The following is a 21079-nucleotide window of genomic DNA, read 5'->3' on the forward strand; positions in this document are numbered from 1 at the left end:
TCAATAAAACCGCTGCGCCACTGGCCGCAACCAGAACAGCCCCTATTGATAATAGTGGAAGCAAAAGATGCCTTTAAAGACATTAAGAACATGACGACCAACGATGTGTTATCGAGTCATCGTATTCCAATAGATTTAATGAGCGTAATTCGTGAGGGATTTAACTCAAGCAGTGGCTTGAATAAAGTCGATCGCATCTTTTACAAGAATGAGCTTATCCCAACTTTAGAACCGGTGTGTGAATTGAATGACTTTGCAGGTATGGAAGTGGTGAGCATTAAGGACTATGAGAACTTGGAGACAGTAGTGGCCGCATAAAACAATACAGCATCAATATGTTCCTACTCTGTTTCGTAGTCATCAGGGTAAATTAAAAATAAGACGCACTTTTACTAAAATAATAGGTGAAATAACTAAATGAATGCGCCCCTTTTCTTATCCTCTAGAAAAGTCGCATAAAAAAGCCACTGTAAAAAGTGGCGTTTTAAAAAATAAACTGACTTCAATTTATTGGTAACTTGTTTGGCCATTGATACGTCACTACCTGATTAAGAATACCTTGCCACATTAACGTACGTTTAAGTGGATTATTGTGTTTCGGTGGGACATTTGACGCACTAGCCCAAAAAAGTGCTCCCGGCTCATTTGTACTTTGCGATACAACAAGTGCACTTAACGGTGGCGCATCGGCCTCTGCCAATATCTTGTTTAACTGACTTAATACCTCATTCCAAGATTGAGGAGAATACCACTCACCTGTTCTGCATTTATAATCTTGTGTTAAATCCGAGTACGTTTTCGGTTTATTCCACGACACCAATATTGAATAGATGATGTTAATATCTACAGTCACTCATACCTTCCTTATTATTACACTTATCAATTAACAATAGACGTCAAAACTAAGATTAACTACTGTCGGTATAAAAATATGGTGTATTGTGCGCAAAAAATCAGCTTTTACGTGTTGGAATTGCCCCTCCGCCCAGATACAACGCCACAGCTGCAAGTACGGGATAACCAAACGCATCATTAATCATGGTACTAATCGCTCCCCAATCCGCACCAAAAATACAACCGATGATCACAATGGTATGCAGCCCAATGTAAGGCACACAAAAGACCATCACGATAAAGCGTTGTATCAACTTAAAAGGCTCGTACGCTTTGAGTAACATAATGTGTTGTTTTGACTTCTCCTCATCGGTGAACACAAGCGCATCCCCTGTATTGGCGATTAAATCAATGCCTGCTTTGATAGCGGAATCGGTACCAAATATCTTGCTGAATAATCCCATCATTCACGCCCTACTCATCAATCAATTCAAAATGCATTAAATCATCAAAGCCATTGTCTTTTAGCTCATTGTCTTTATCCCAATCCCCGCCCCAACTAATGTCCACGCCCATTGAAGCACCGACACCAATCACAATGCCTGCAAAATAACTGAAGCGTTCACGATCATCTTCATCATAAGGATACGGGGTTGCATCAACCGCCTTGCTTGGTAATGAATTGTGTTTGCTGTTTGGGTACCGAACTTGAGTGTTTGTGCTTGGCAGGGCGTTTTGCTCTTCTTTGGTTCGATGGCCACAAAGAATAGAGCAATCACACACCTCAAGAGCGGCAGTAAAAACTTTCTGTAAGTTAGGGTGGCAAGAAGCCAATCGAGTTGCACTTGTTTTGCTGAATTTATTCATATTACATTACCTTTAAAGCAGCAACCGCAACAGCGATCACTGGGCCAAAAATTAATAGAACCAATCCTATTTTGTCTGATTCGAGCTTATCTATTCGTTTAGAGTTTGAAACTTGAATGGTTTGAGTTTTCGTTAACGTGATAAGCACTTTATTCAGTGTACGGCTTTGCTCTCGCATCAAGTTAGCAAGGTTGTTCATTGCGGCATCAATACGTGCTATCTCTTTCTCGGACATGCCGCACTCAGGTTCTGAATTTGACTCAGGGTATCTCGCAGGCGTAGAGGTGAATATTGATGCCATTCCTATATGCCAGATGTAGAAAACCCAACACAAAGGTTGGGCTTGCACATCGATGGCCGTATAACGAAATAACACCTTTTAAAGTTCACTTCACCTCTCTCATGACTCTTGATTAATCGAGTTTGATAAGCACTTAACTTTCCCCCAAATAACCGCTCTTAAAAATCAATCTTTCGCTTTAAAATATAAGTAATAATGTAATGCCCTTGTGAAATTTATGTAAATAGTGAATGATATACCAATTATGAATACATAAAGGAAATGCATACATGAGGCAACTCTATTTATTATTGACAATATTGTTTTCAATTTCGGCGCACGCCGATAAGTCTGGCTATTACATTACCACCAATATTGAAAATTCTTCCGTTACCTTTTTAGGCTCACAAACCGATCTTGATGGGGGGTATAATATAAAAGGCGGTTATGACTTCCCAATTTCAGACACTTTCTATATGTCTGTAGAGCTTGAATATAACAATATGGGTCGCTTTGATTTTGATTGGCGAAATAAAAATCAATACGCGACAAGTCATGTTGATGCTCATTTTTTTGGAGCCAATTTAAAATATCGTGCGTATATGTTTGAATCAGATTTCTTTATCACCAGCATGTTTGGCTATGGTTATTATTATTTAGATATGGATGTTGATTTCTATTTAGAAGACGGACAACTGGGTTATATCGGCAAAGGATCTCAAAGTGAGAGCGCTTTAGGCCTTTCATACGGCTTTGAGGCAGGGTACGACTTAAGTAAGCACATTACGCTAACCGCTGGACACAATATTGCACGAGCCATTATGGATGGGATTGGTTACGATTTTGGAACGACCTACGTAGGGCTGACCTACAACTTTTAGCACTATCCTAAATATTCCATTCTTAACTAAAGATGAGTACACTTAGTTTAATTATTTTAATTACTGGTGTACTCACATGAAATTTCACTCTTTTCTTGCTGCTAGCTTATGTCTTCTAACCTCATTAAGTGCCTCTGCCTCAATTCATTTAACCGTACCAAGTGAAGTAGAGCTTCTTTTAGTTGATAGCCAAGAAGTCAAACTTGATAGTTCTTTCTTCTCAACGACATCAACACTTAAGCTGGACGATGGCGAACACCAAATTGTGTTCAGATACAATCCAGTATTTAAGCAAGGTAAAGACAACATTATAGTCTCGAGTGATATTATTGTTTCAAAGTTTACCGCAACCAACCAAGACATTAGCTTTGTATTCCCGTCTTATAATTCTCCTGAAAAAGCCAAAGAATTTAATACCGAGCTTAATTGGGAATTAAAAGATAAAAACGATAAAAATATACCGTTCGCACAAGCAAAATTAGTCTATGACGGTGTGCAAATTGGTCGTAATATTCAATTTGAATTAGCGAAATTTAATACGACTGAGCATGCTGCCGCTTTTAAACAAGATATGATCACCGTCACTCATAAAGAAATAAAAAATGAGAAAGGTGAAAATACAGCAGAGCAAATGTTGAATTACTGGTATGAGAAAGCAGATAAAGAAACACAAGAAAGATTTAAAACATCGATCTCTAATAAGTAATAAATACAATTCTAAATACTGATGATAAATAAAATGGCTTACACAAGTAAGCCATTTTTGTTAATTATTCGACGAACCCTCAATCTCTATTCTATGATTACACTTTAAATTGAGAGACCAATTCATCCATTTTCGTACACTGGTTAGAGAGCGATTCACACGCATGTTCTGCGCTTCCCACCATCGTCACCATTTGATGACTATTATCAGCGATCCGTTGAACATTACTGTTTACGTCTTCACTCACCTGACTTTGTTGATTCGCAGCAGTCGCAATGTGAGTATTCATATCATTCATGATCATAATCGCATTTGTGATCTGCTCAAGGGATAAAGACGCACTGTTTGCTAAGTCAATGGTTACGCCACCACTTTGTCTACTCGACTCCATTGCAACCACCGCTTCTTTTGCGCCTTTCTGTAAACGCTCAATCATTCTTTGAATTTCACCCGTGCTGTCCTGAGTTTTACTTGCTAAAGCACGAACCTCATCAGCAACGACAGCAAAACCACGCCCCTGCTCACCCGCTCTTGCAGCCTCAATCGCCGCATTTAAAGCAAGTAGATTGGTTTGATCAGCAATGCCTCTTATCACATCAAGAATGGAAGCAATGTTAGACACATCATTATCTAACGTTTGAATCACGCCACTTGCTTGAGTAATTTCATTGGCTAAGCTCTCAATCGAGTTAACCGTTTGCTGTAATATTTTCGCCGTTACGCCCGCTTCAAACGTTGCACTTTGGCTGGCTTCTGCCGCTTCATTTGCATTCTCGTTAACCGTGCCACTGGTTACTCTCATCTCATGAACAGCGGCAGCAACGACTTCACTTCCTTGTTGTTGGTTTGATGAAAACTCCGAGATATTTTGAGTGAGAGATTGAATGCTTTTCACTTCTAGGCGTACAGAGTTAGACGATAAAATAACATCTTGCACTGTTACATGTATCTTCGATACAAACTGATTAAAAGCAGAAGCTAACTGCCCAACTTCATCTTGAGATCCCACTAAAATACGTTGAGATAAATCCCCCTCACCCGACGCTATTTCTGACATCGCGCTTTCAAGAGATTGGATTGGTTTTACAATCCAATTTATGGATAACCAAACAGCAAATAAAGCGAGAACAATGGCTGCACCTGCACCTATTTCAGAGATCAACTTACCTGAATTAGTCGCATGTAAGCTTTGCTCTTTTAATTGATTTTGTTCAATTTCGATAAGACTACGCAGCGATTTTAATTGTTTACGAATCACAATGAATTCGTTTTCCATTTGTGAATTTACACTGTCATAATAAAATTGCGCTTCGCTAGGATTGGAAAATAAAGGTTCATAAAGGGCAATCCATTTATCCGTTGCACGAATAAGTGTCTCTAATTCAGAGCGAGTATTCATTGGCAGTAAGTTATGTTGATATAACACATCAACTTTTTTCATTCGAGGTATTGTTTTATACGCATTATCTTTAAACTCAAACGTATAAAAATCAATTTCTTGAGGGGTATTATCCGATAACATTAAGCCTTGCGCGGCTGTAATTACCTGATATAAATCACGATAAGCATCTTCAAGACTGTCCATTACCGGCTGAACAACGACAGTCAATGTGTTATTTATTTTTGCTTGCTCATTAAATTTAGCGACATTTAATATAGATATAGAGCTAAATAATAAAACAATAGCGATCACGGGAATTGCGATTTTATATTTTACTGATAGATGACTAATTAACTTCATCTTTTCTCCACGGTTTAATGACTAATAATCCGTGGACTATATCAATAAATTAAATCAACATGATGAGCTAAATCATTATTATCATAAATATAGTTCATCATTCTGTTAAATTTATCCTCAATTTATTTCTATAGGATAATTTTCTCCACTGCAATAACTGAATTATCATACGTGTTTTGCAATTCATCTTTATTGCAGATCGAAATATCCCCCTCTTTACTCGCCTTTTCATACTCGTGACATAAAGCATAAAGCTTCATTAAGCCTAAACTTCCCGCCGATCCTTTTAATTTATGAGCAAGTTGATTTACTTGATAAGCCTCTTTATTAACAATTGCTTGTTGCAATTCACTCATATTAATTTTTGAAGAGTGTACAAATAATCCAATAATCTTTGTCATTCGATCTTTACCCAAGATAGTCACATCACCTTGAATTACTTTCTCATCAATAATCATCTCATTATTCTCATTTTGTTCTGTCTCGACTCTTTCATTGGGTTCGTAGCTGTCCGTATTTATCACGGTATATTGGTCTCTTAAAAAACGATTTAACATTTGAACCAGCTGATTTTCAACTAACGGTTTTCCCAAAAAACCATCAAAGCCTGCTGCTAAATAACTTTCGACATCTTCCGTAAATACATGAGCCGATACCGCTAACGTTGGCGTATAGCACCCTTCCCCATGATATTCATTTTCAATCGCTCTTAAGCGTTTTTGTAATGTCACACCATCAGTATCTGGTAAATTAATATCCAACAACAACATATCAAATTGATGTTCTTTTACTTGCTCTTCCGCTAACTGCCCAGTATCAACAGCGGTCACTTTATGGCCTAATCTTTCTAAGAACCCAGTGGCCACCATTTGATTCACAGGATTATCTTCAACTAAAAGAAGATGAGCTGGTGCTAAATCAGAAATCGCACATATTTCGTTTGATACTTCAACGCGATGTCCTTCTTCTAATTCCAATGAGAACCAAAAAGCACTTCCGATCCCTTCTTTAGAATCCACACCAATTTCACCCTCCATTGCTTCAATTAATCGTTGACTAATAGCCAAACCAAGCCCCGTCCCCCCCGTGACTTTTTGGCCTTCTTCCGCTTGAGTAAAGGCATCGAATAAACTGTCTATCTCATGCTCAGCAATACCGGCACCAGTATCAATCACTTCAAACAATAAGGTCGTTTCTAATATCACGTGAAGCTGAATAGACACACTGCCTGTATGCGTAAATTTAATCGCATTACCCACAAAATTATTGAGTACCTGACGAATACGACTACAATCGCCAATCCACCACAACGGTGTCTCTGGAGGAATATTGAAATCAAGGGTGATCCCTTTTTGTTGAGCTCTAGAACTAAATAGATGATGGACATCAGTAACAATAGAATGGACATTAAAGTTACTTTTTCTGATCGATAAATGCCCAGCCTCGATTTTCGAATAATCAAGAATATCGTTCAATAAATCGAGCAGGTTCTCACCACTTCGATTAATAATATCGACGTATTGCTTTTGCTGAGCAGTTAAACGACTGCCTCGTAATAGTTCACCGGTACCCAATACCCCATTAAGTGGCGTTCGGATCTCATGGCTCATCGTGGCTAAAAACGCGGATTTTGCTCGGTTAGCCTGTTCAGCCAAGTCTCTTGCTTTATCATGATTAATAATTTCAACATTTAACCGTTCATTACTGGATTTTAATTCTTGAGTTCGTTGAGCGACTTGTAACTCAAGACTGTCTTTATGTTCTTGCAGTTCTTGAGCCGTATCACGAGCCACCAGAATAGATCGTCCCATTTGAGCCAACTCATCATCACCGGATGTATCCAGTTCAATATCCAGTTTGCCATTGGCCACATCCATCAATGCTCTCTCGTATTGATTTAAACGTGTTAATACACGAGCGTAGACGTATCGCCACATAATATAAATAACCAAGCAGAGGCCAAGTAAAGTTATGGATATTAATAACTGCTGTACAATTTTAAGTACAAAATTCACATCAGCCACCGCTTGCTGTGTCACTTCATTCGCTTGATTAAGCAGTTGTTCTATCGTCAAATTCAGTCTTTGGAATTGATGAATATTCTCATCACTTAATGCTTTCAATTCATTATTTAAGTTAATTAATTTAATCAGTTCACTGAACAAACGTTGGTTATGGGTTAAATTACTGGCTAAATCTAACATTTGTTTTGTGCGACTAGGATCTTCAACCGCTTGTATTCGACGAGTGATAATCGTCATGTCTCGAGTAAAATCTTGACGCAGTTTTTCAACTTGGCTAATTAAATGACTGTTTCTTGCATCATCAATAGTATTAACCACTTTAAACGTTAATAAACGAAGTTCATGCAAACGTTCCGCAAGATCGAGATCAATTTCAACTAACGTATCAAGCGCCTCATAAACGTCATTTTTATTCCCATTTTCAACAAGATCGTAAATTTTAACGACATTAGCAATGGTTATCGTATTTGAATTAAGTACTTGTGAACGAGCAAGTTCTTCTAATTGCAGTGCTGTTTGCGTTAGATTTTTGCTTTTTTCTTGGATAATACGGTGTAATACCACTTTTTCACCAACGGTATCCCCCATTGTTGCTAAGTTATCGACAATATCTTGAACTTGCTGATCAAGACGTGACAACAATGCTTTATCAAATGGGTATACACCTAGGCCTTTTAATCGAACGTATAAACTTTCGATAGCGCTAAATAATTCTTTTCCGTATTTATTGCGGTCATCTTCTACATTTACTTGCGAAAGTAATTGAGATGTTGAAATGATTTTTGTACTTAAATCAGAAATATATCGAGCTTCAATCACTGCAGGAATCGCAGAGTCAATCACCGTTCTTTCTGTTTTTTCTACGTATGAAAAACCAAGTACGCCAACAACAGAACCAAACGCCATTAACGCAATCATCACCGTGAAAGTAATGAACAGTTTTTGGCCTATGCCTGTAGAAGAAAATAACATAATCTGGAATACACTTTGGAAAAAGGAGTAATGCAGGTATCATATCACCAACCTAAAGCCAGTGCGAAGATACCATGAAGATCAAAGCAATCTCCCTATTTATTACCTTGATTTCAATACTGTTATCCCCTCTATCTTACGCTAAAGCGCCTTGGAAGATTTGTGCCATCTATCCGCATTTAAAAGATTCTTATTGGTTGTCTATCAACTATGGCATGGTTGAAGAGGCAAAACGCAATAATGTCGAATTAACCGTTTATGAATCTGGTGGTTATCCCAATATTGATCGCCAAAAAGAACAAATTAAACAATGTATTGAAATAGGCTCTAACGCCATTTTATTAGGTACGGTTGATCCTATCGCCTATCAAGATAATTTCAGACAATTGACTCAAGGTATCCCAACATTTGCAACAGTAAACCAACTGAAAAGCTCAACAGGTAAATTACCCCCTCTTCATTTTGGTGAAGTCGGTGTTGATTGGTATGACATGGGTTATCAAGCCGGGGCTTTCTTAGCCAAGCTGCATCCTAGAGATTCAGGTATTGTTCATATTGGTTGGCTACCTGGGCCTAAAACCCGAGGCGGTACAAAGCCGGTAACAAAAGGGTTTTATGATGCAATTAAAAACAGTGATGTCATTGTCAGTGCGACTTATTGGGGCGATAACAGCAAAGAATTACAACGTAATTTAATACAAGATGCGCTTGAAAACGAAAAATTGGATTACCTTGTCGGTGGTGCCGTTGCTATTGAAGTCGCTATTAGCGAGCTTGCTAGTCGAAAAATGCAAGACGACGTTGGTTTAATATCGACGTATTTAAGTCATGCAGTTTATCGTGGGCTACTTCGTAATAAAGTTCTCTTTTCTCCGACAGATAAAATGGTATTACAAGGCCGACTTAGTGTTCAACAGGCGATTGGATACTTAGAAAACCAACCGTTGCCGTTTGCTCTATCACCCAAAATTGAAGCACTAACCCCAAATCATTTACCAAAACGAGTACTATTAGATTCTCTTTCGCCAGCAGAATATCGTCCAACTTTTTTTGTGGGCGCAAAAAAATAAAGGCTATTGTCATCATTTATAAGATGAAAAAATACGGCACTAATAATAAAAATAAGGAACATTGATGAAGAAAACAACGCGTATCGTACCGGCACATAAACACATTGCCTTAGTCGCACACGATAATTACAAAGCAGAGTTGTTACGTTGGGTAAAAGAAAATAAAGAAGCTCTACAAGGGCATTTTTTATATGCGACAGGGACCACCGGACACCTTTTAAGCAAAGAAACAGGATTAGCAATAAAAAGCTTACTTAGTGGTCCTATGGGCGGTGACCAACAACTTGGTGCGCTTATTTCTGAAGGGAAAATTGATATGATGATTTTCTTTTGGGATCCACTCAATGCGGTTCCTCATGACCCAGATGTAAAAGCATTATTGCGTATTGCAACGGTATGGAATGTGCCTGTCGCAATGAATCGTTCAAGCGCTAAGTTTATGATTTCGTCTCCTCGAATGACTCAAGAAATAGAAATAGAAATCCCTGATTATCCAGCGTATTTAGCTGAACGCATCTAATAGATACAATAAATTAAGAAGTGCGATTCATTTAAAAAGCCCTTATTAACAATATAATAAGGGCTTTTTATTTATCAGTGTCTATCCATCATCACTCAAGGATCACGGGGTAATCTTTATCGACAATCTCTTGAACAAATGGGGATGCCTTTCCATGATATACTATCCACACTTTCTTCTTCGCTCGCGTTAACGCAACATAAAACAATCGACGCTCTTCAGCATAAGCAAAATCTTCAAGGTGTGGCAGCAATGCGCCATCTAAAGATTCCGCTCTCTCTTTCATTGGGAATTGACCATCCGTCATTTCAACAATAAAGACATAATCAGCTTCAGTTCCTTTACTTGCATGACACGTTTTGTATTCAAGGTTTAACCCTGGGTAAAATTTCACCCACTCATCAAAAGCATCAGGACAGTGATTATGATTACGTCCTAACATCAGAACCTTCTCACCATCACGAATATTTTTAGACAAAGAGAGTAATTCTTTTTCTATCGATTGGTGCTCAATCACTTTCACTGCTTTACGTTTTTGTTTTGTGAAACTGTTCAGCTCTTTTTTAAGCTGCATCGGGTTTTCTTGTACAAAACGGTTAGCAACGGCACCAATTTGATCATTAAAACGATACGTCATTGATAAATTTGCAATTTGACAAGATTGAAAACGTTGTTCGAACCCAGTAGTTAGAGATACATCTGCACCAGCAAAACGATAAATCGCTTGCCAGTCATCACCGACCGCAAATAATGTGGCTCTTTCTTTTTTATCATTCTCTTTATGGCAAATAGCTTCAATTAAATCTAAACGCTGCGGAGAGATATCTTGATATTCATCAACCATAACAAATGACCACGGTAAGGCGTATTTCCCCTCATTTATATAGGCTGTCGCTTTGGTTATCATTAAATCATAATCAATTGCGTCTTCTTGTTTAAGGGTTCTTTCATACGCTTTAAAAAATGGCCATACAATGTTGAGCTCGCTTTTTAAACGCGCCGCATCAGCATGGTTTTCAATACGGGCGGTAACTGTTTTTTTATCTAGCTGTAAGCTGTTTAACTGACATACTTGTTTGTGCAGCCATTCTTGTAATTTTTCGTTATGCGATTCTTCTTTTAAATCAACATCACCACGTAAGTAAGCGATAGGCCATTTTTTTAAGTGTTTTTTCCAACGATTCGTTGCTGTCGCATTTTTCCACTCCGAATCTAACACATGGCTAAACCACTCTTTTCTTGCTTTTGAATCCGTCACCAAGCATGACAATTTGGGTTGTTGGTATTCGACATGACGAATAATATCCAACCCTAATTGGTGAAACGTGGCCACTTTTACTTTTTGTCCAATATCAGTTCCTAGCTTCTCAATGATCCGAGCTGACATTTCTTGAGCGGCCTGACGACCAAAAGCCAATAATAAAATCTCTTCAGGTTGAGCCACTTGGCTTTTAATCAAATAATTAACACGAGCAACAAGTACACTTGTTTTACCTGAGCCAGCTCCCGCTAATACTAATGTATGGTCTTCATTTAATAACAGCGCACTTTGCTGTGATTCGTTTAATGGTTGTGATTCACATTCTGAGAAAAAAGATTTCCACTCCACTTTTTGCTCTTCTAACCACGTTTCGTTTAACGTGATAAGTTGTTGTTCAGGTTCCATTAACCACTCTAATACAGGCGCAATACATTCAGGCTGAAGTTGTTGAGCTAAAGGGATCGATATCTTGGTTTGCTCAAATAAATCGTATAATTTCTCAACCATCAACAGCGCTTCGGTTTGCTTCAAATAACGACGCTGTGCACTGAACGTCCTCACCAGTTCTAACATCTGGGGTTGTAACTGATTCAACATAACGACTTTCGATTCTTTCCATTCTGCGTACGCGTTTAATACGGCATTAATTACCGCGTCGCACTCTTGCCAAGGCAACCCAGAAACTCGCCACGCTATTTGTTCATTTCGATTATAGAAACAAAGCGCTCCCCACACTAATCCTCGTTCGAAAGTAACTTGCCCGTTCCATTTATCAAACGGCACAGAAACTTGATATTTGTGGGAGGTAAACAACAGCTGCTCTGGCTCTAATTCAAGTTGATAAAAGTCACCCTGAACTAACCATTGAGCGAAGGTGGTTGCTTTAATCTGCATGATTCGATACTACCTAATAAAAATTACACTGATGAACGTATTTTCGGCAACTCGACGTCAACCGAAGACCGCATAGGATATCAGGTTATTTTTTTGTTGTCCCAGATCAGTATTAAGACATTGATTGATGAGCAAACGCTGTCTTCTCTATATGACTTTGTTATGATGGGTTTTTCTCTTATAAAAAGTCATTTTGTGAATAGTCGTCAGCTTTTTCGTCAGTACTGGGCCAATAAAACCATTAATTACAGTGTTCGTGTATTACTTGCCTTAATCGGTGCAGTGATCCCTTGCTGGTATCTTGGTGAAAATACCGCGATCACCCCATTAATTTTAGGGATTATTGCTGCTGCACTTGCTGAAACCGAAGACAAATTATCGGGACGATTAAAAGCACTTTTCTTTACGTTTATTTGCTTTGCTATTGCAGCGTTCTCTATTGAACTTTTATTTGATACTCCGATACTTTTTGCGATTGGTTTATTCTTATCCACCATCAGCTTTATTATGCTTGGGGCTTTAGGTCCACGTTACGCCAGTATCGCTTTTGGATCATTACTCATCGCTATTTACACCATGTTAGGTGCCGATCAAAGCCCTAATTTATGGTATCAACCGACCCTATTGCTCGGTGGTGCCGCTTGGTATTATTCCATCTCTTTGACGTGGCAAATATTCTGGCCGTTGCAACCAGTTCAACAAAATTTAGCGACCGTCTTTGAAACCATGGCTACGTATTTAAACAATAAAAGTGAACTCTTTCACCCTGTCACTAATTTAACGCCTCAACCTTATCGCCTCCAAGAAGCCAAAAATAATGCGCAAATGGTAACGGCATTAAACAACAGCAAAACGTCATTATTAACCCGAGCTAAACGTGGTCATGTTGTTGGGGCAAGCGATCGATTCTTAAAAATTTATTTCATTGCACAAGACATTCATGAGCGAGTTAGCTCAAGCCATTATCGTTACCAAGACTTAGCAAATACATTTAATCGCAGTGACATTCTTTTTCGCTTTAAGCATCTTCTTCACAGCCAATCTTTAGCCTGTGAGGAAGTGGCTCGTTGCTTATCGTTAGGTTTGCCTTATCAACACGCACAAACTTCTATTTTCGCCTTGGATGAGTTACAACAATCGCTGCTTGCATTAAAAGAACAACATCGACCGGAGTGGCGATTGTCGTTAATTCAATTGGATTATTTATTTAATAACCTTGCAACCGTTGAACGTCAATTTGCCAATATCAGTAACCCTGAACGTGCATGTTTAGAAAATGAAGATGACACAGTTCTGTCAGACCAAGGCGCTCATACTCCAAAAGCAATGTGGCAACGACTGAGGGCGAATCTCACCCCCGACTCCATGCTTTTTCGTCACGCGATACGTATGGCGATTGCCCTAACTGCGGGTTATGGCATTATTCAAGCATTCAATTTAAATCATGGGTATTGGATTTTATTAACCACATTGTTTGTCTGCCAACCAAACTACAGCGCAACAAAAGAAAAACTGGTCGCTCGTATTGCTGGTACGCTAATTGGTTTAGTTGTCGGTACGTTACTACTGGTTCTCTTTCCTTCAATCGACAGCCAATTAGTCTTAATGGTTATTGCGGGCGTGCTTTTCTTTGCATTTAGATTAGCGAATTACGGGTTTGCCACTGCCTTTATCACGATCTTAGTCTTATTCTGCTTTAACCAATTAGGTGAAGGCTATGCGGTGATACTTCCGCGTCTTGGTGATACGATCGTTGGGTGTGCATTAGCAGTAGTTGCGGTTACTTACATACTTCCAGATTGGCAGTCAAAACGCTTGCATAAAGTCATGGCAGACACAGTAACAGCACATCAAGATTACCTCTCAAATATCATTGCCCAATACCGCGCAGGGAAGAAAGACTCACTTCAATATCGTCTTTCTCGCCGCCAAGCACACAATAATGAGGCCGCTTTAAGCTCTGCTATCAGTAACATGCTCATTGAACCCGGAAAATACCAAACCGCGGTGGATGAATCATTCCGATTTCTTTGTTTATGTCATGCGATGCTCAGCTATATTTCGGCTTTAGGTGCTCACCGAACTCGTTTAAAGGATGAAGAAACACATCAATTAGTTGCAGAGTCTCACCGTATTATTCATTCTCATTTGAACCAAATTCAATGCCAATTAAACAATAAAGAATTTAACGTTGAGAATAATATTCGTAACGAGGAAGGGATTGAAAAACGTCTTTCAGAATGGCGTGATGAAGATGAAAACTCAGTCAGAATGGTCTTACAGCAGCTTCATTTAATCCACCAAATATTACCTGAAATGCATTCTTTGTCAGAAATATTAAGCACCCCAAGTAAACCTGAGTCAAAATAAATAGTTCTAAAGTAAAAATGGCAATAAGCGTACGGTCTTATTGCCATCTTATCTGTCTGTTATTCTTTAACTTATCGTCCACTGAGATAACGAACGTTTAAAATCAGAATAATCAAACTCGTTCAGTTTATCTATTTTTCCAGAGCGTCTTTCACAATAAACCGATGGCATTTTTAAACCATTAAACCAGTTTAATTTCACCATGGTATAACCTGCACTGTCTACTAAGTGCAATTTTTGTCCTATCTGTAATGGTTGTTCAAATTGAGTTTCACAAAATTGATCCCCCGCCAAACAAGAACATGAACCGATAATGTATTCATATTGACCTTGCTCTGAGGCTTCTAGTATCGAGGCGGGTTCATTATAAATTAATGTGTCTAAGCGATGCGCTTCTGTTGCTGAATCAACAATGGCTGTTTTTTTACCATTTTCAACAATATCCACCACACTAACAACCAAATCGGCCGTTTTTGTAATAATGGCCTCACCCGGTTCTAAATACAGCTGCACTGTGTGTTTATCAGAAAAAGCTTTTAATACTGTTGCGAGCTTATCAACATCATAATCTGGCCATGTAAAGAAAACGCCTCCCCCAAGACTTACCCATTCAAGAGTATCTAAATAAGTACCAAATCGAACTGAGATGGCATCAAGGAGTGACGAAAATGCGTCTACACTTTTGTTCTCACAATTCATGTGAAACATCACACCATTGATATACTCAAATACAGTGGTATCAAGGTGATCCGCTTGAACACCTAAGCGAGAAAACTCACGGGCTGGATTGGCCAGATCTTGCCCTGCATAGCTAACACCAGGATTTAACCTAAGACCGACAGACACTTTGCCTTCAACTAAATGTCGATAAGCAGTCAACTGAGATTGCGAATTGAAGATCAATTTATTGCAAATTTCGATGACTTCTTTCACATCGTCTTCACTGTAACCCACACTGTAAGCGTGCGTCTCGCCACCAAACGTTTCGTGCCCCAGTCTCACTTCATAGGGTCCACTGCTTGTTGTACCGTCTAAATACGGTTTAATCAGATCAAAGATACCCCATGTTGAAAAACATTTAAGGGCCAATACAAGCTTAACGCCTGATTGTTCTTTTAATCGTTTTGCCACTTCAAGATTCGCGATTAATTTCGCTTCATCAATCATAAAATAAGGCGTTTTCAATTCACTTTTTTTCAATTGATCTGTCATGGTTCTCATCTCTGCACATCGAATAAAACGATGCGATTTTTCAAAGAATCACATCGATTATTATCGTATTTCTATTATTTTAAAATATTAATCGTTGGCTGTTTTGGTGTGAGTTCTTGAACATGCCAATCTAAACCAATTTGAGGCATTGTTTCTAGGAATGGATCCGGATTTAACTGCTCCATATTAAACACACCAACCGCAGCCCACTCACCACGGAAATACTGTAAAGCAGCAGTAATAGCGGGAACCCCAGTTGTGTAAGAAATAGCTTGATGCTCTACGTCTTTATACGCCACTTCATGATCGGCGTTGTTATAAATGAACACACTGCGCTCTTTACCGTCTTTCTTACCTTGCACCCACGTTCCTATGCACGTTAATCCGGTATAACCAGAAGCAAGAGAGGTTGGATCAGGCAGCAATGCTTTTAGGACATGCAAAGGCTGAACGACAGTTCCATCATGCAATGTCAGTGGCTCTGGGCTTAATAGACCAATATCGCGCATACAATTAAAGTAGTTCAAGTAGGTATCACCAAAACCCATCCAGAATTCAATCCGTTTAGCAGGAATAAACTCTTTCATTGAACGTACTTCATCATGCGCCATTGAATACACTTTATGGGTGCCACAATGTGGAAAATCAAACTCTAACATACGGGTATGACAAGGCACTTGTCTCCACTCTTCGTTTTCCCAATAGAAAGAATCCCCTTGGATTTCTAGCATATTCGTTTCTGGATCGAAGTTAGTCGCAAACTTTTTACCATGATCGCCATTGTTAATATCCATGACATCAATCGTGTCAATCTCATCAAACAGATGCTTAACCGCGTAAGCGGCAAATACACTCACTACACCCGGATCAAAACCGGCACCTAAAATACCCGTAATGCCCGCTTCTTTAAATTTTTCACGGTAACCCCATTGCCAGTCATACGCTTCTGGTACTTGCTGCCCTTTTGAACATAAATCCACAGCAACTGAGGTATCTAAATACGAGACTTTCGCTTGATAACACGCTTCCATAATCGCGATATTAACCCATGGAGGACCTGCATTAATAACCAGATCAGGTTGAACGTCATTAATAAGGGTAATTAGAGCCTCAACGTCATCGGCGTTCACTGATTTTGCTTCTAACTTTTTTGTCGGATCTTTTAGGTTATTTTTTCCCTTAATTGATTCGATAATTTTTTCGCACTTTTCAATGGTACGAGAAGCAATCGTGATATCACCCAGCGTGTCATTATTTTGCGCCGCTTTATGGGCAATAACCCACCCAACACCACCTGCGCCAATTTGTAAAATAGACATAATTATTTACCCTTATTTGATAGTTCTACGGCCAACGTATTAATTTTTTCCAGCAAAGATTCAAAATCAGACATCTTTAAACATGGATTAAGTATGGTTAATTTCAATGCGGTTTTATCACCCACAATCGTTTCCCCGAGAATGGCAACACCTCGAGTTAACGCTTCAATCCTTACGTTCTGATTAAGACAATTAAGACGTTCAATGTCATGATTAACGACACGAAATAGGACGGTTGATAATGCAGGTTGAGCAAGTAATTCAAAGCATTCATTTTGTTTGATTAAGCTTGCTACTCTTTGTGTTTGATCCAGCAAATGGTCATACATATCACCTAATACGTTAGGCCCCACATTCTGCATCGTCATGAATATTTTTAATGCATCAAATCGACGAGTCGTCGCTATGGATTTATCGACTAAATTAGGAAGTTCATCATGCTCTCTATTTAAATAATCCGCATGATGAAGTAAATATTTAAAAGCCGATTGATTCTTTAACAGCAAAGCCCCGCAACTAATGGTTTGATAAAATAATTTATGAAAATCAACACTTAAAGAATCAGCACGATCGATTCCATTTAAACGATTTTTATGGCTACTGAGTATTAATGCCCCTCCATAAGCACCATCTACATGAAACCAAAGATCATGTTCTTGGGCGGTATCCGCTAATGCAGATAAATCATCGATAGCACCATGGTCGGTCGTCCCAGCGGTACCAACAAGTACAAATGGGATCAATCCATTGGCTTTTAAATCGAAGATTGTCTTATTAAGAGCTGCAATTTTTATGGTGCCATTATCATTTGTCTCAACACTGCACACTGCTTTTTCACCAAGCCCTAATAGAGACGCTGATTTCTGTACCGTAAAGTGTGATTTGTTAGAGCATATAATACGCAGCTTATGTGCATATTCTGGAAGGCCTTGTTTTTGGATTGAGTGCTGGCTGATCATATCCGCAATCCAGTCCCGAGCTAACAGTAGCCCCATGAGATTACTTTGTGTTCCACCACTGGTGAAAACGCCATCTGAGTCAGCACCTAATTGATATTTAGTACAAACCCAATCAATGACTTTCTGTTCAACATACGTCGCTGAAGAAGCTTGATCCCATGAATCCATTGATTGATTTAGCGTTGCAATCATTACTTCAGCAGCAATCGCGGACATCAATGGCGGTGTATGCAGATGGGCAATACAGCTTGGGTGTTGAACAATAATTGAGTGTTTAGCAACAAGATCCGCCATATCATCAATAACATCATTAATGGGTGCGTTATTTGTATCTAAATTCACCGCATAAATGGCTTTCTCTAGTTCTTTTGGATCTAAACCTGAATACGGGACTGTCGTTTGCTCAAAAACAGCTTTCATTGCTTTTGTTGTGTGATTCATCACTTGAGAAAAAGTATCACTTCCACATTTCCCAGTATGAATAAAGTGCGACCTCCATTCTTCACGCACTTCATCACTCTCAATCGTGCCACTCACACCACCACAAGCAATCATCGCATCTTCAAGTACACGTAGAGCAAAATCAATTTGTTCAAAGCTGATAATAAGAGGGGGAAGAAAACGAATAACAGAACCATCACGTCCCCCTTTTTCAATCAGCAAACCACGCTCCAATGATGCCCTTTGAATCGCTAAAGTAAGAACACCATCAGATTGAGGTTCATTAAACTTATTTTTACTGCCGTCTGATTTTTGAATCTCAATACCGAGCATCAACCCTTTACCACGGACCTCTGCAATGCAATTAACGCGTTGTTGTAACGCCTCTAAACCTAAACGAAAATATTTACCCGCCACAGTGGCATGTTCTACCAAATTATCTCGTTCAATAATATCTAACGCTTTTGCCCCTGACACCATTGCTAACTGATTACCACGAAATGTTCCGGTATGCTCACCCGCTTTCCATGTATCGATGCTCTTATTAAACACCAACAGAGACATTGGTAAACCGCCGCCAATGGCTTTTGATAAACATAAAATATCAGGAGAAACATTGGATTCTTCAAAAGCAAAGTTATAACCAGATTTACCAACACCACATTGAATTTCATCTAATATGAGTAAGATCTCATGTTCATCACACAAGCGTCGTAACTCTTTCAACCAAAAAGCAGGGGCAGGAACCACACCACCTTCACCTTGAATAGGTTCGACAATCATCGCCGCTGGTTTCATAATCCCAGCTTCATCATCACTTAATAACCGTTCAATATATTGGATACTGGCTTTCGCACCGTCATCGCCACCAAGCCCAAAGGGACAGCGTAAATCATAAGGAAAGGGCATAAAATGAACATCAGACATCAATCCTGTGCGTCTCGATTTCGTTTCAAGATTACCCATCATCCCCATCGTGCCATTTGTCATCCCATGATACGCCCCACGAAATGCAAACATCGTATTTCGTCCCGTCGTTTGCTTAGCCAGTTTGATGGCTGCTTCAACAGCATCAGCACCTGATGGTCCACAGAACTGAATTACGGCGTTTTCAGAAAAATAAGCTGGTAAAAAACGTTTCACTTTTTGAATAAAGGTATTTTTAACTTCCGTTGTAATATCCAAAGTTTGATAAGGCAAACCTGAATCTAACTGATCTTTTAATGCTTGATTGATTTCAGGATGGTTGTAGCCTAACGCCAGTGTTCCAGCTCCTGCCAAGCAATCTAAATAAAGTTGTCCGCGCGTGTCTTCAACTAACACACCAAACGCTTTTTTTATCGCTATTGGTAAACGTCTAGGATAAGAGCGAACCTCTGATTCATGTTCAGTTTGTTCGATTAGAGCTTTATCTGGTGTTAGATCATAGAGCTTATCTAAAATCGGAACCTGAAGTGAAAATGCAGACGTAAGTATCGAGTTATCGACATTAAATACAGAACTCATTGTTGTTACCTTGAAATATGTTTTCAAACCTCTTTGTTTTTAACGCATAACAAAACACCCCGAAAAACAGGATATAGATAGCGAAAAATAAAAGTGGCACAGCAAAGTATCCCAATGACTTACTAATAAGTCGGGATCTTAATATCACAGGAGTGATTAAATGCTTTAAGCTAAATCAAGGTTCAGTAATGCTACCGTTTTCAACAACAGGGCATGTTGGAAGAATTGAGCTGATTGGAGTATATAATTTGAATGTGTACATGTTGGGTTTCCCGTTTATATGGCACCGTTGCCACTAGTATCCCTTCTATCAGTAAAGTTTTACTGATACCTACCCTACGTAATGTCACCAGCTTTAATGGTCATTACGCGTTTCCCCCAGAACTTACCCCGAGATTGTGAAGAAAAATACCATATCCATTCATAACATGACAATTCTTTTTTATAACATTATTATCATTAATGTGAAATAACCGCTTATTTACCATTACGTTAAAAACAAACTGATAAATAATCTAACACTCGACTCCACCAAACAGTATGTATTGTTGTTGATAGTGAATTTCATATTCACATAGTGCAGACGTTAAAAAGCCCGACCATTTCTGATCAGGCTTTTTAATTTTGGAGCGACACACGAGGCTCCCGTACTTCAAGGCTTAGGCGTGACCTCAACCTTGGCAAGGTTGCACTCTATGCTACCCAACAATAATCACCGTCGTTGATAGTGAATTTCATATTCACATAGTCCAGACGTTAAAAAGCCCGACCATTTCTGATCGGGCTTATTAATTTTGGAGCGACACACGAGGCTCGAACTCGTGACCTCAACCTTGGCAAGGTTGCGCTCTACCAGCTGAGCTAGTGTCGCATGCTATATCTTTCGATATAGACTTTTAATAGATGGTGCCCCGGGCCGGACTTGAACCGGCACAGCGCGAACGCCGAGGGATTTTAAATCCCTTGTGTCTACCAATTCCACCACCAGGGCACGCAATTCTTTATTGCGATGCACCCAACCAATGTGCTTTATAAATAAAGCGGGTTAGACACCATCTTCAACAGTCCGCCAATGTTACTTGACTGTTGTTACAAAATTTGGAGCGACACACGAGGCTCGAACTCGTGACCTCAACCTTGGCAAGGTTGCGCTCTACCAGCTGAGCTAGTGTCGCATGCTATATCTTTCGATATAGACTTTTAATAGATGGTGCCCCGGGCC

16 protein-coding genes and 3 tRNA genes are annotated in these 21079 nt (G+C 39.2%); 6 read left to right on the top strand and 13 right to left on the bottom strand.

Annotated features, from left to right (window positions below):
- Positions 1-54 precede the first annotated feature (54 nt).
- Positions 55-318, top strand: a complete 264-nt coding sequence (locus tag AACV33_RS12555) for a hypothetical protein (RefSeq protein WP_182699299.1) — start codon at positions 55-57, stop codon at positions 316-318.
- A gap of 184 nt (positions 319-502) precedes the next feature.
- Here AACV33_RS12555 and AACV33_RS12560 read toward each other — a convergent pair whose 3' ends face one another.
- The 4 genes from AACV33_RS12560 to AACV33_RS12575 form a co-directional block, all read right to left on the bottom strand.
- Positions 503-853: a hypothetical protein gene (locus tag AACV33_RS12560; protein WP_012550650.1), complete on the bottom strand. Its 351-nt coding sequence runs from the start codon at positions 851-853 to the stop codon at positions 503-505.
- A gap of 100 nt (positions 854-953) precedes the next feature.
- Positions 954-1301 (bottom strand): hypothetical protein, encoded by a 348-nt coding sequence (locus tag AACV33_RS12565; protein WP_255458471.1) that lies wholly within the window; start codon positions 1299-1301, stop codon positions 954-956.
- A 7-nt stretch (positions 1302-1308) separates the two neighbouring features.
- On the bottom strand, positions 1309-1701 hold the full coding sequence (locus tag AACV33_RS12570) for a M15 family peptidase (protein WP_182699300.1): 393 nt from the start codon (positions 1699-1701) through the stop codon (positions 1309-1311).
- Position 1702: 1 nt separating this feature from the next.
- The gene (locus AACV33_RS12575; protein WP_182699301.1) at positions 1703-2002 is read right to left on the bottom strand and encodes a hypothetical protein; all 300 of its coding nucleotides are present in this window, start codon (positions 2000-2002) and stop codon (positions 1703-1705) included.
- Positions 2003-2271: 269 nt separating this feature from the next.
- Here AACV33_RS12575 and AACV33_RS12580 point away from each other — a divergent pair, with 269 nt between their 5' ends.
- Positions 2272-2862, top strand: a complete 591-nt coding sequence (locus AACV33_RS12580) for a porin family protein (protein WP_017022254.1) — start codon at positions 2272-2274, stop codon at positions 2860-2862.
- Between the two features lie 76 nt (positions 2863-2938).
- Complete coding sequence (locus tag AACV33_RS12585) at positions 2939-3568, top strand: YccT family protein (protein WP_182699302.1); 630 nt, start codon at positions 2939-2941, stop codon at positions 3566-3568.
- A 97-nt stretch (positions 3569-3665) separates the two neighbouring features.
- Here the strand turns inward: AACV33_RS12585 and AACV33_RS12590 are convergent, their stop codons facing one another.
- On the bottom strand, positions 3666-5309 hold the full coding sequence (locus AACV33_RS12590; protein ID WP_182699303.1) for a methyl-accepting chemotaxis protein: 1644 nt from the start codon (positions 5307-5309) through the stop codon (positions 3666-3668).
- A gap of 128 nt (positions 5310-5437) precedes the next feature.
- Positions 5438-8305, bottom strand: a complete 2868-nt coding sequence (gene torS, locus AACV33_RS12595; protein ID WP_182699304.1) for a TMAO reductase system sensor histidine kinase/response regulator TorS — start codon at positions 8303-8305, stop codon at positions 5438-5440.
- A gap of 74 nt (positions 8306-8379) precedes the next feature.
- On the opposite strand from torS, the gene torT reads away from it, so the two are divergent.
- Positions 8380-9375, top strand: a complete 996-nt coding sequence (gene torT, locus AACV33_RS12600; protein WP_012550658.1) for a TMAO reductase system periplasmic protein TorT — start codon at positions 8380-8382, stop codon at positions 9373-9375.
- Positions 9376-9439: 64 nt separating this feature from the next.
- The gene (locus AACV33_RS12605; RefSeq protein ID WP_012550659.1) at positions 9440-9895 is read left to right on the top strand and encodes a methylglyoxal synthase; all 456 of its coding nucleotides are present in this window, start codon (positions 9440-9442) and stop codon (positions 9893-9895) included.
- Positions 9896-9986: 91 nt separating this feature from the next.
- Here AACV33_RS12605 and helD read toward each other — a convergent pair whose 3' ends face one another.
- A complete protein-coding gene (gene helD, locus AACV33_RS12610; protein WP_182699305.1) occupies positions 9987-12050 on the bottom strand; it encodes a DNA helicase IV in 2064 nt (687 codons plus the stop codon).
- A gap of 195 nt (positions 12051-12245) precedes the next feature.
- Between helD and yccS the strand changes: the two genes are divergently transcribed.
- The gene (gene yccS / locus AACV33_RS12615; protein ID WP_023603542.1) at positions 12246-14420 is read left to right on the top strand and encodes a YccS family putative transporter; all 2175 of its coding nucleotides are present in this window, start codon (positions 12246-12248) and stop codon (positions 14418-14420) included.
- A 66-nt stretch (positions 14421-14486) separates the two neighbouring features.
- Here yccS and nspC read toward each other — a convergent pair whose 3' ends face one another.
- From nspC to AACV33_RS12645, 6 genes are all read right to left on the bottom strand, one after another.
- Positions 14487-15620, bottom strand: a complete 1134-nt coding sequence (gene nspC, locus AACV33_RS12620; RefSeq protein ID WP_182699376.1) for a carboxynorspermidine decarboxylase — start codon at positions 15618-15620, stop codon at positions 14487-14489.
- An 86-nt stretch (positions 15621-15706) separates the two neighbouring features.
- A complete protein-coding gene (locus tag AACV33_RS12625; RefSeq protein WP_182699306.1) occupies positions 15707-16951 on the bottom strand; it encodes a carboxynorspermidine synthase in 1245 nt (414 codons plus the stop codon).
- A 2-nt stretch (positions 16952-16953) separates the two neighbouring features.
- A complete protein-coding gene (locus tag AACV33_RS12630) occupies positions 16954-19857 on the bottom strand; it encodes a pyridoxal phosphate-dependent class III aminotransferase (RefSeq protein WP_182699307.1) in 2904 nt (967 codons plus the stop codon).
- A gap of 795 nt (positions 19858-20652) precedes the next feature.
- Positions 20653-20728 (bottom strand) — tRNA-Gly (locus AACV33_RS12635).
- A 33-nt stretch (positions 20729-20761) separates the two neighbouring features.
- Positions 20762-20848: transfer RNA gene (locus AACV33_RS12640), tRNA-Leu, on the bottom strand.
- Between the two features lie 108 nt (positions 20849-20956).
- Positions 20957-21032 (bottom strand) — tRNA-Gly (locus AACV33_RS12645).
- Between the last annotated feature and the right edge of the window lie 47 nt (positions 21033-21079).

The organism is Aliivibrio sp. SR45-2 (genome assembly GCF_963890165.1).
In the GTDB taxonomy this organism is placed as follows: domain Bacteria; phylum Pseudomonadota; class Gammaproteobacteria; order Enterobacterales; family Vibrionaceae; genus Aliivibrio; species Aliivibrio salmonicida.

Excerpts from the sequence above, each read along its gene's own strand:
- AACV33_RS12565 (WP_255458471.1), bottom strand. The coding sequence starts at position 1,301 with ATGATGGGATTATTCAGCAAGATATTTGGTACCGATTCCGCTATCAAA.
- AACV33_RS12570 (WP_182699300.1), bottom strand. The coding sequence starts at position 1,701 with ATGAATAAATTCAGCAAAACAAGTGCAACTCGATTGGCTTCTTGCCAC.
- AACV33_RS12575 (WP_182699301.1), bottom strand. The coding sequence starts at position 2,002 with ATGGCATCAATATTCACCTCTACGCCTGCGAGATACCCTGAGTCAAAT.
- AACV33_RS12580 (WP_017022254.1), top strand. The coding sequence starts at position 2,272 with ATGAGGCAACTCTATTTATTATTGACAATATTGTTTTCAATTTCGGCG.
- AACV33_RS12585 (WP_182699302.1), top strand. The coding sequence starts at position 2,939 with ATGAAATTTCACTCTTTTCTTGCTGCTAGCTTATGTCTTCTAACCTCA.
- AACV33_RS12590 (WP_182699303.1), bottom strand. The coding sequence starts at position 5,309 with ATGAAGTTAATTAGTCATCTATCAGTAAAATATAAAATCGCAATTCCC.
- torS (WP_182699304.1), bottom strand. The coding sequence starts at position 8,305 with ATGTTATTTTCTTCTACAGGCATAGGCCAAAAACTGTTCATTACTTTC.
- torT (WP_012550658.1), top strand. The coding sequence starts at position 8,380 with ATGAAGATCAAAGCAATCTCCCTATTTATTACCTTGATTTCAATACTG.
- AACV33_RS12605 (WP_012550659.1), top strand. The coding sequence starts at position 9,440 with ATGAAGAAAACAACGCGTATCGTACCGGCACATAAACACATTGCCTTA.
- helD (WP_182699305.1), bottom strand. The coding sequence starts at position 12,050 with ATGCAGATTAAAGCAACCACCTTCGCTCAATGGTTAGTTCAGGGTGAC.
- AACV33_RS12625 (WP_182699306.1), bottom strand. The coding sequence starts at position 16,951 with ATGTCTATTTTACAAATTGGCGCAGGTGGTGTTGGGTGGGTTATTGCC.
- AACV33_RS12630 (WP_182699307.1), bottom strand. The coding sequence starts at position 19,857 with ATGAGTTCTGTATTTAATGTCGATAACTCGATACTTACGTCTGCATTT.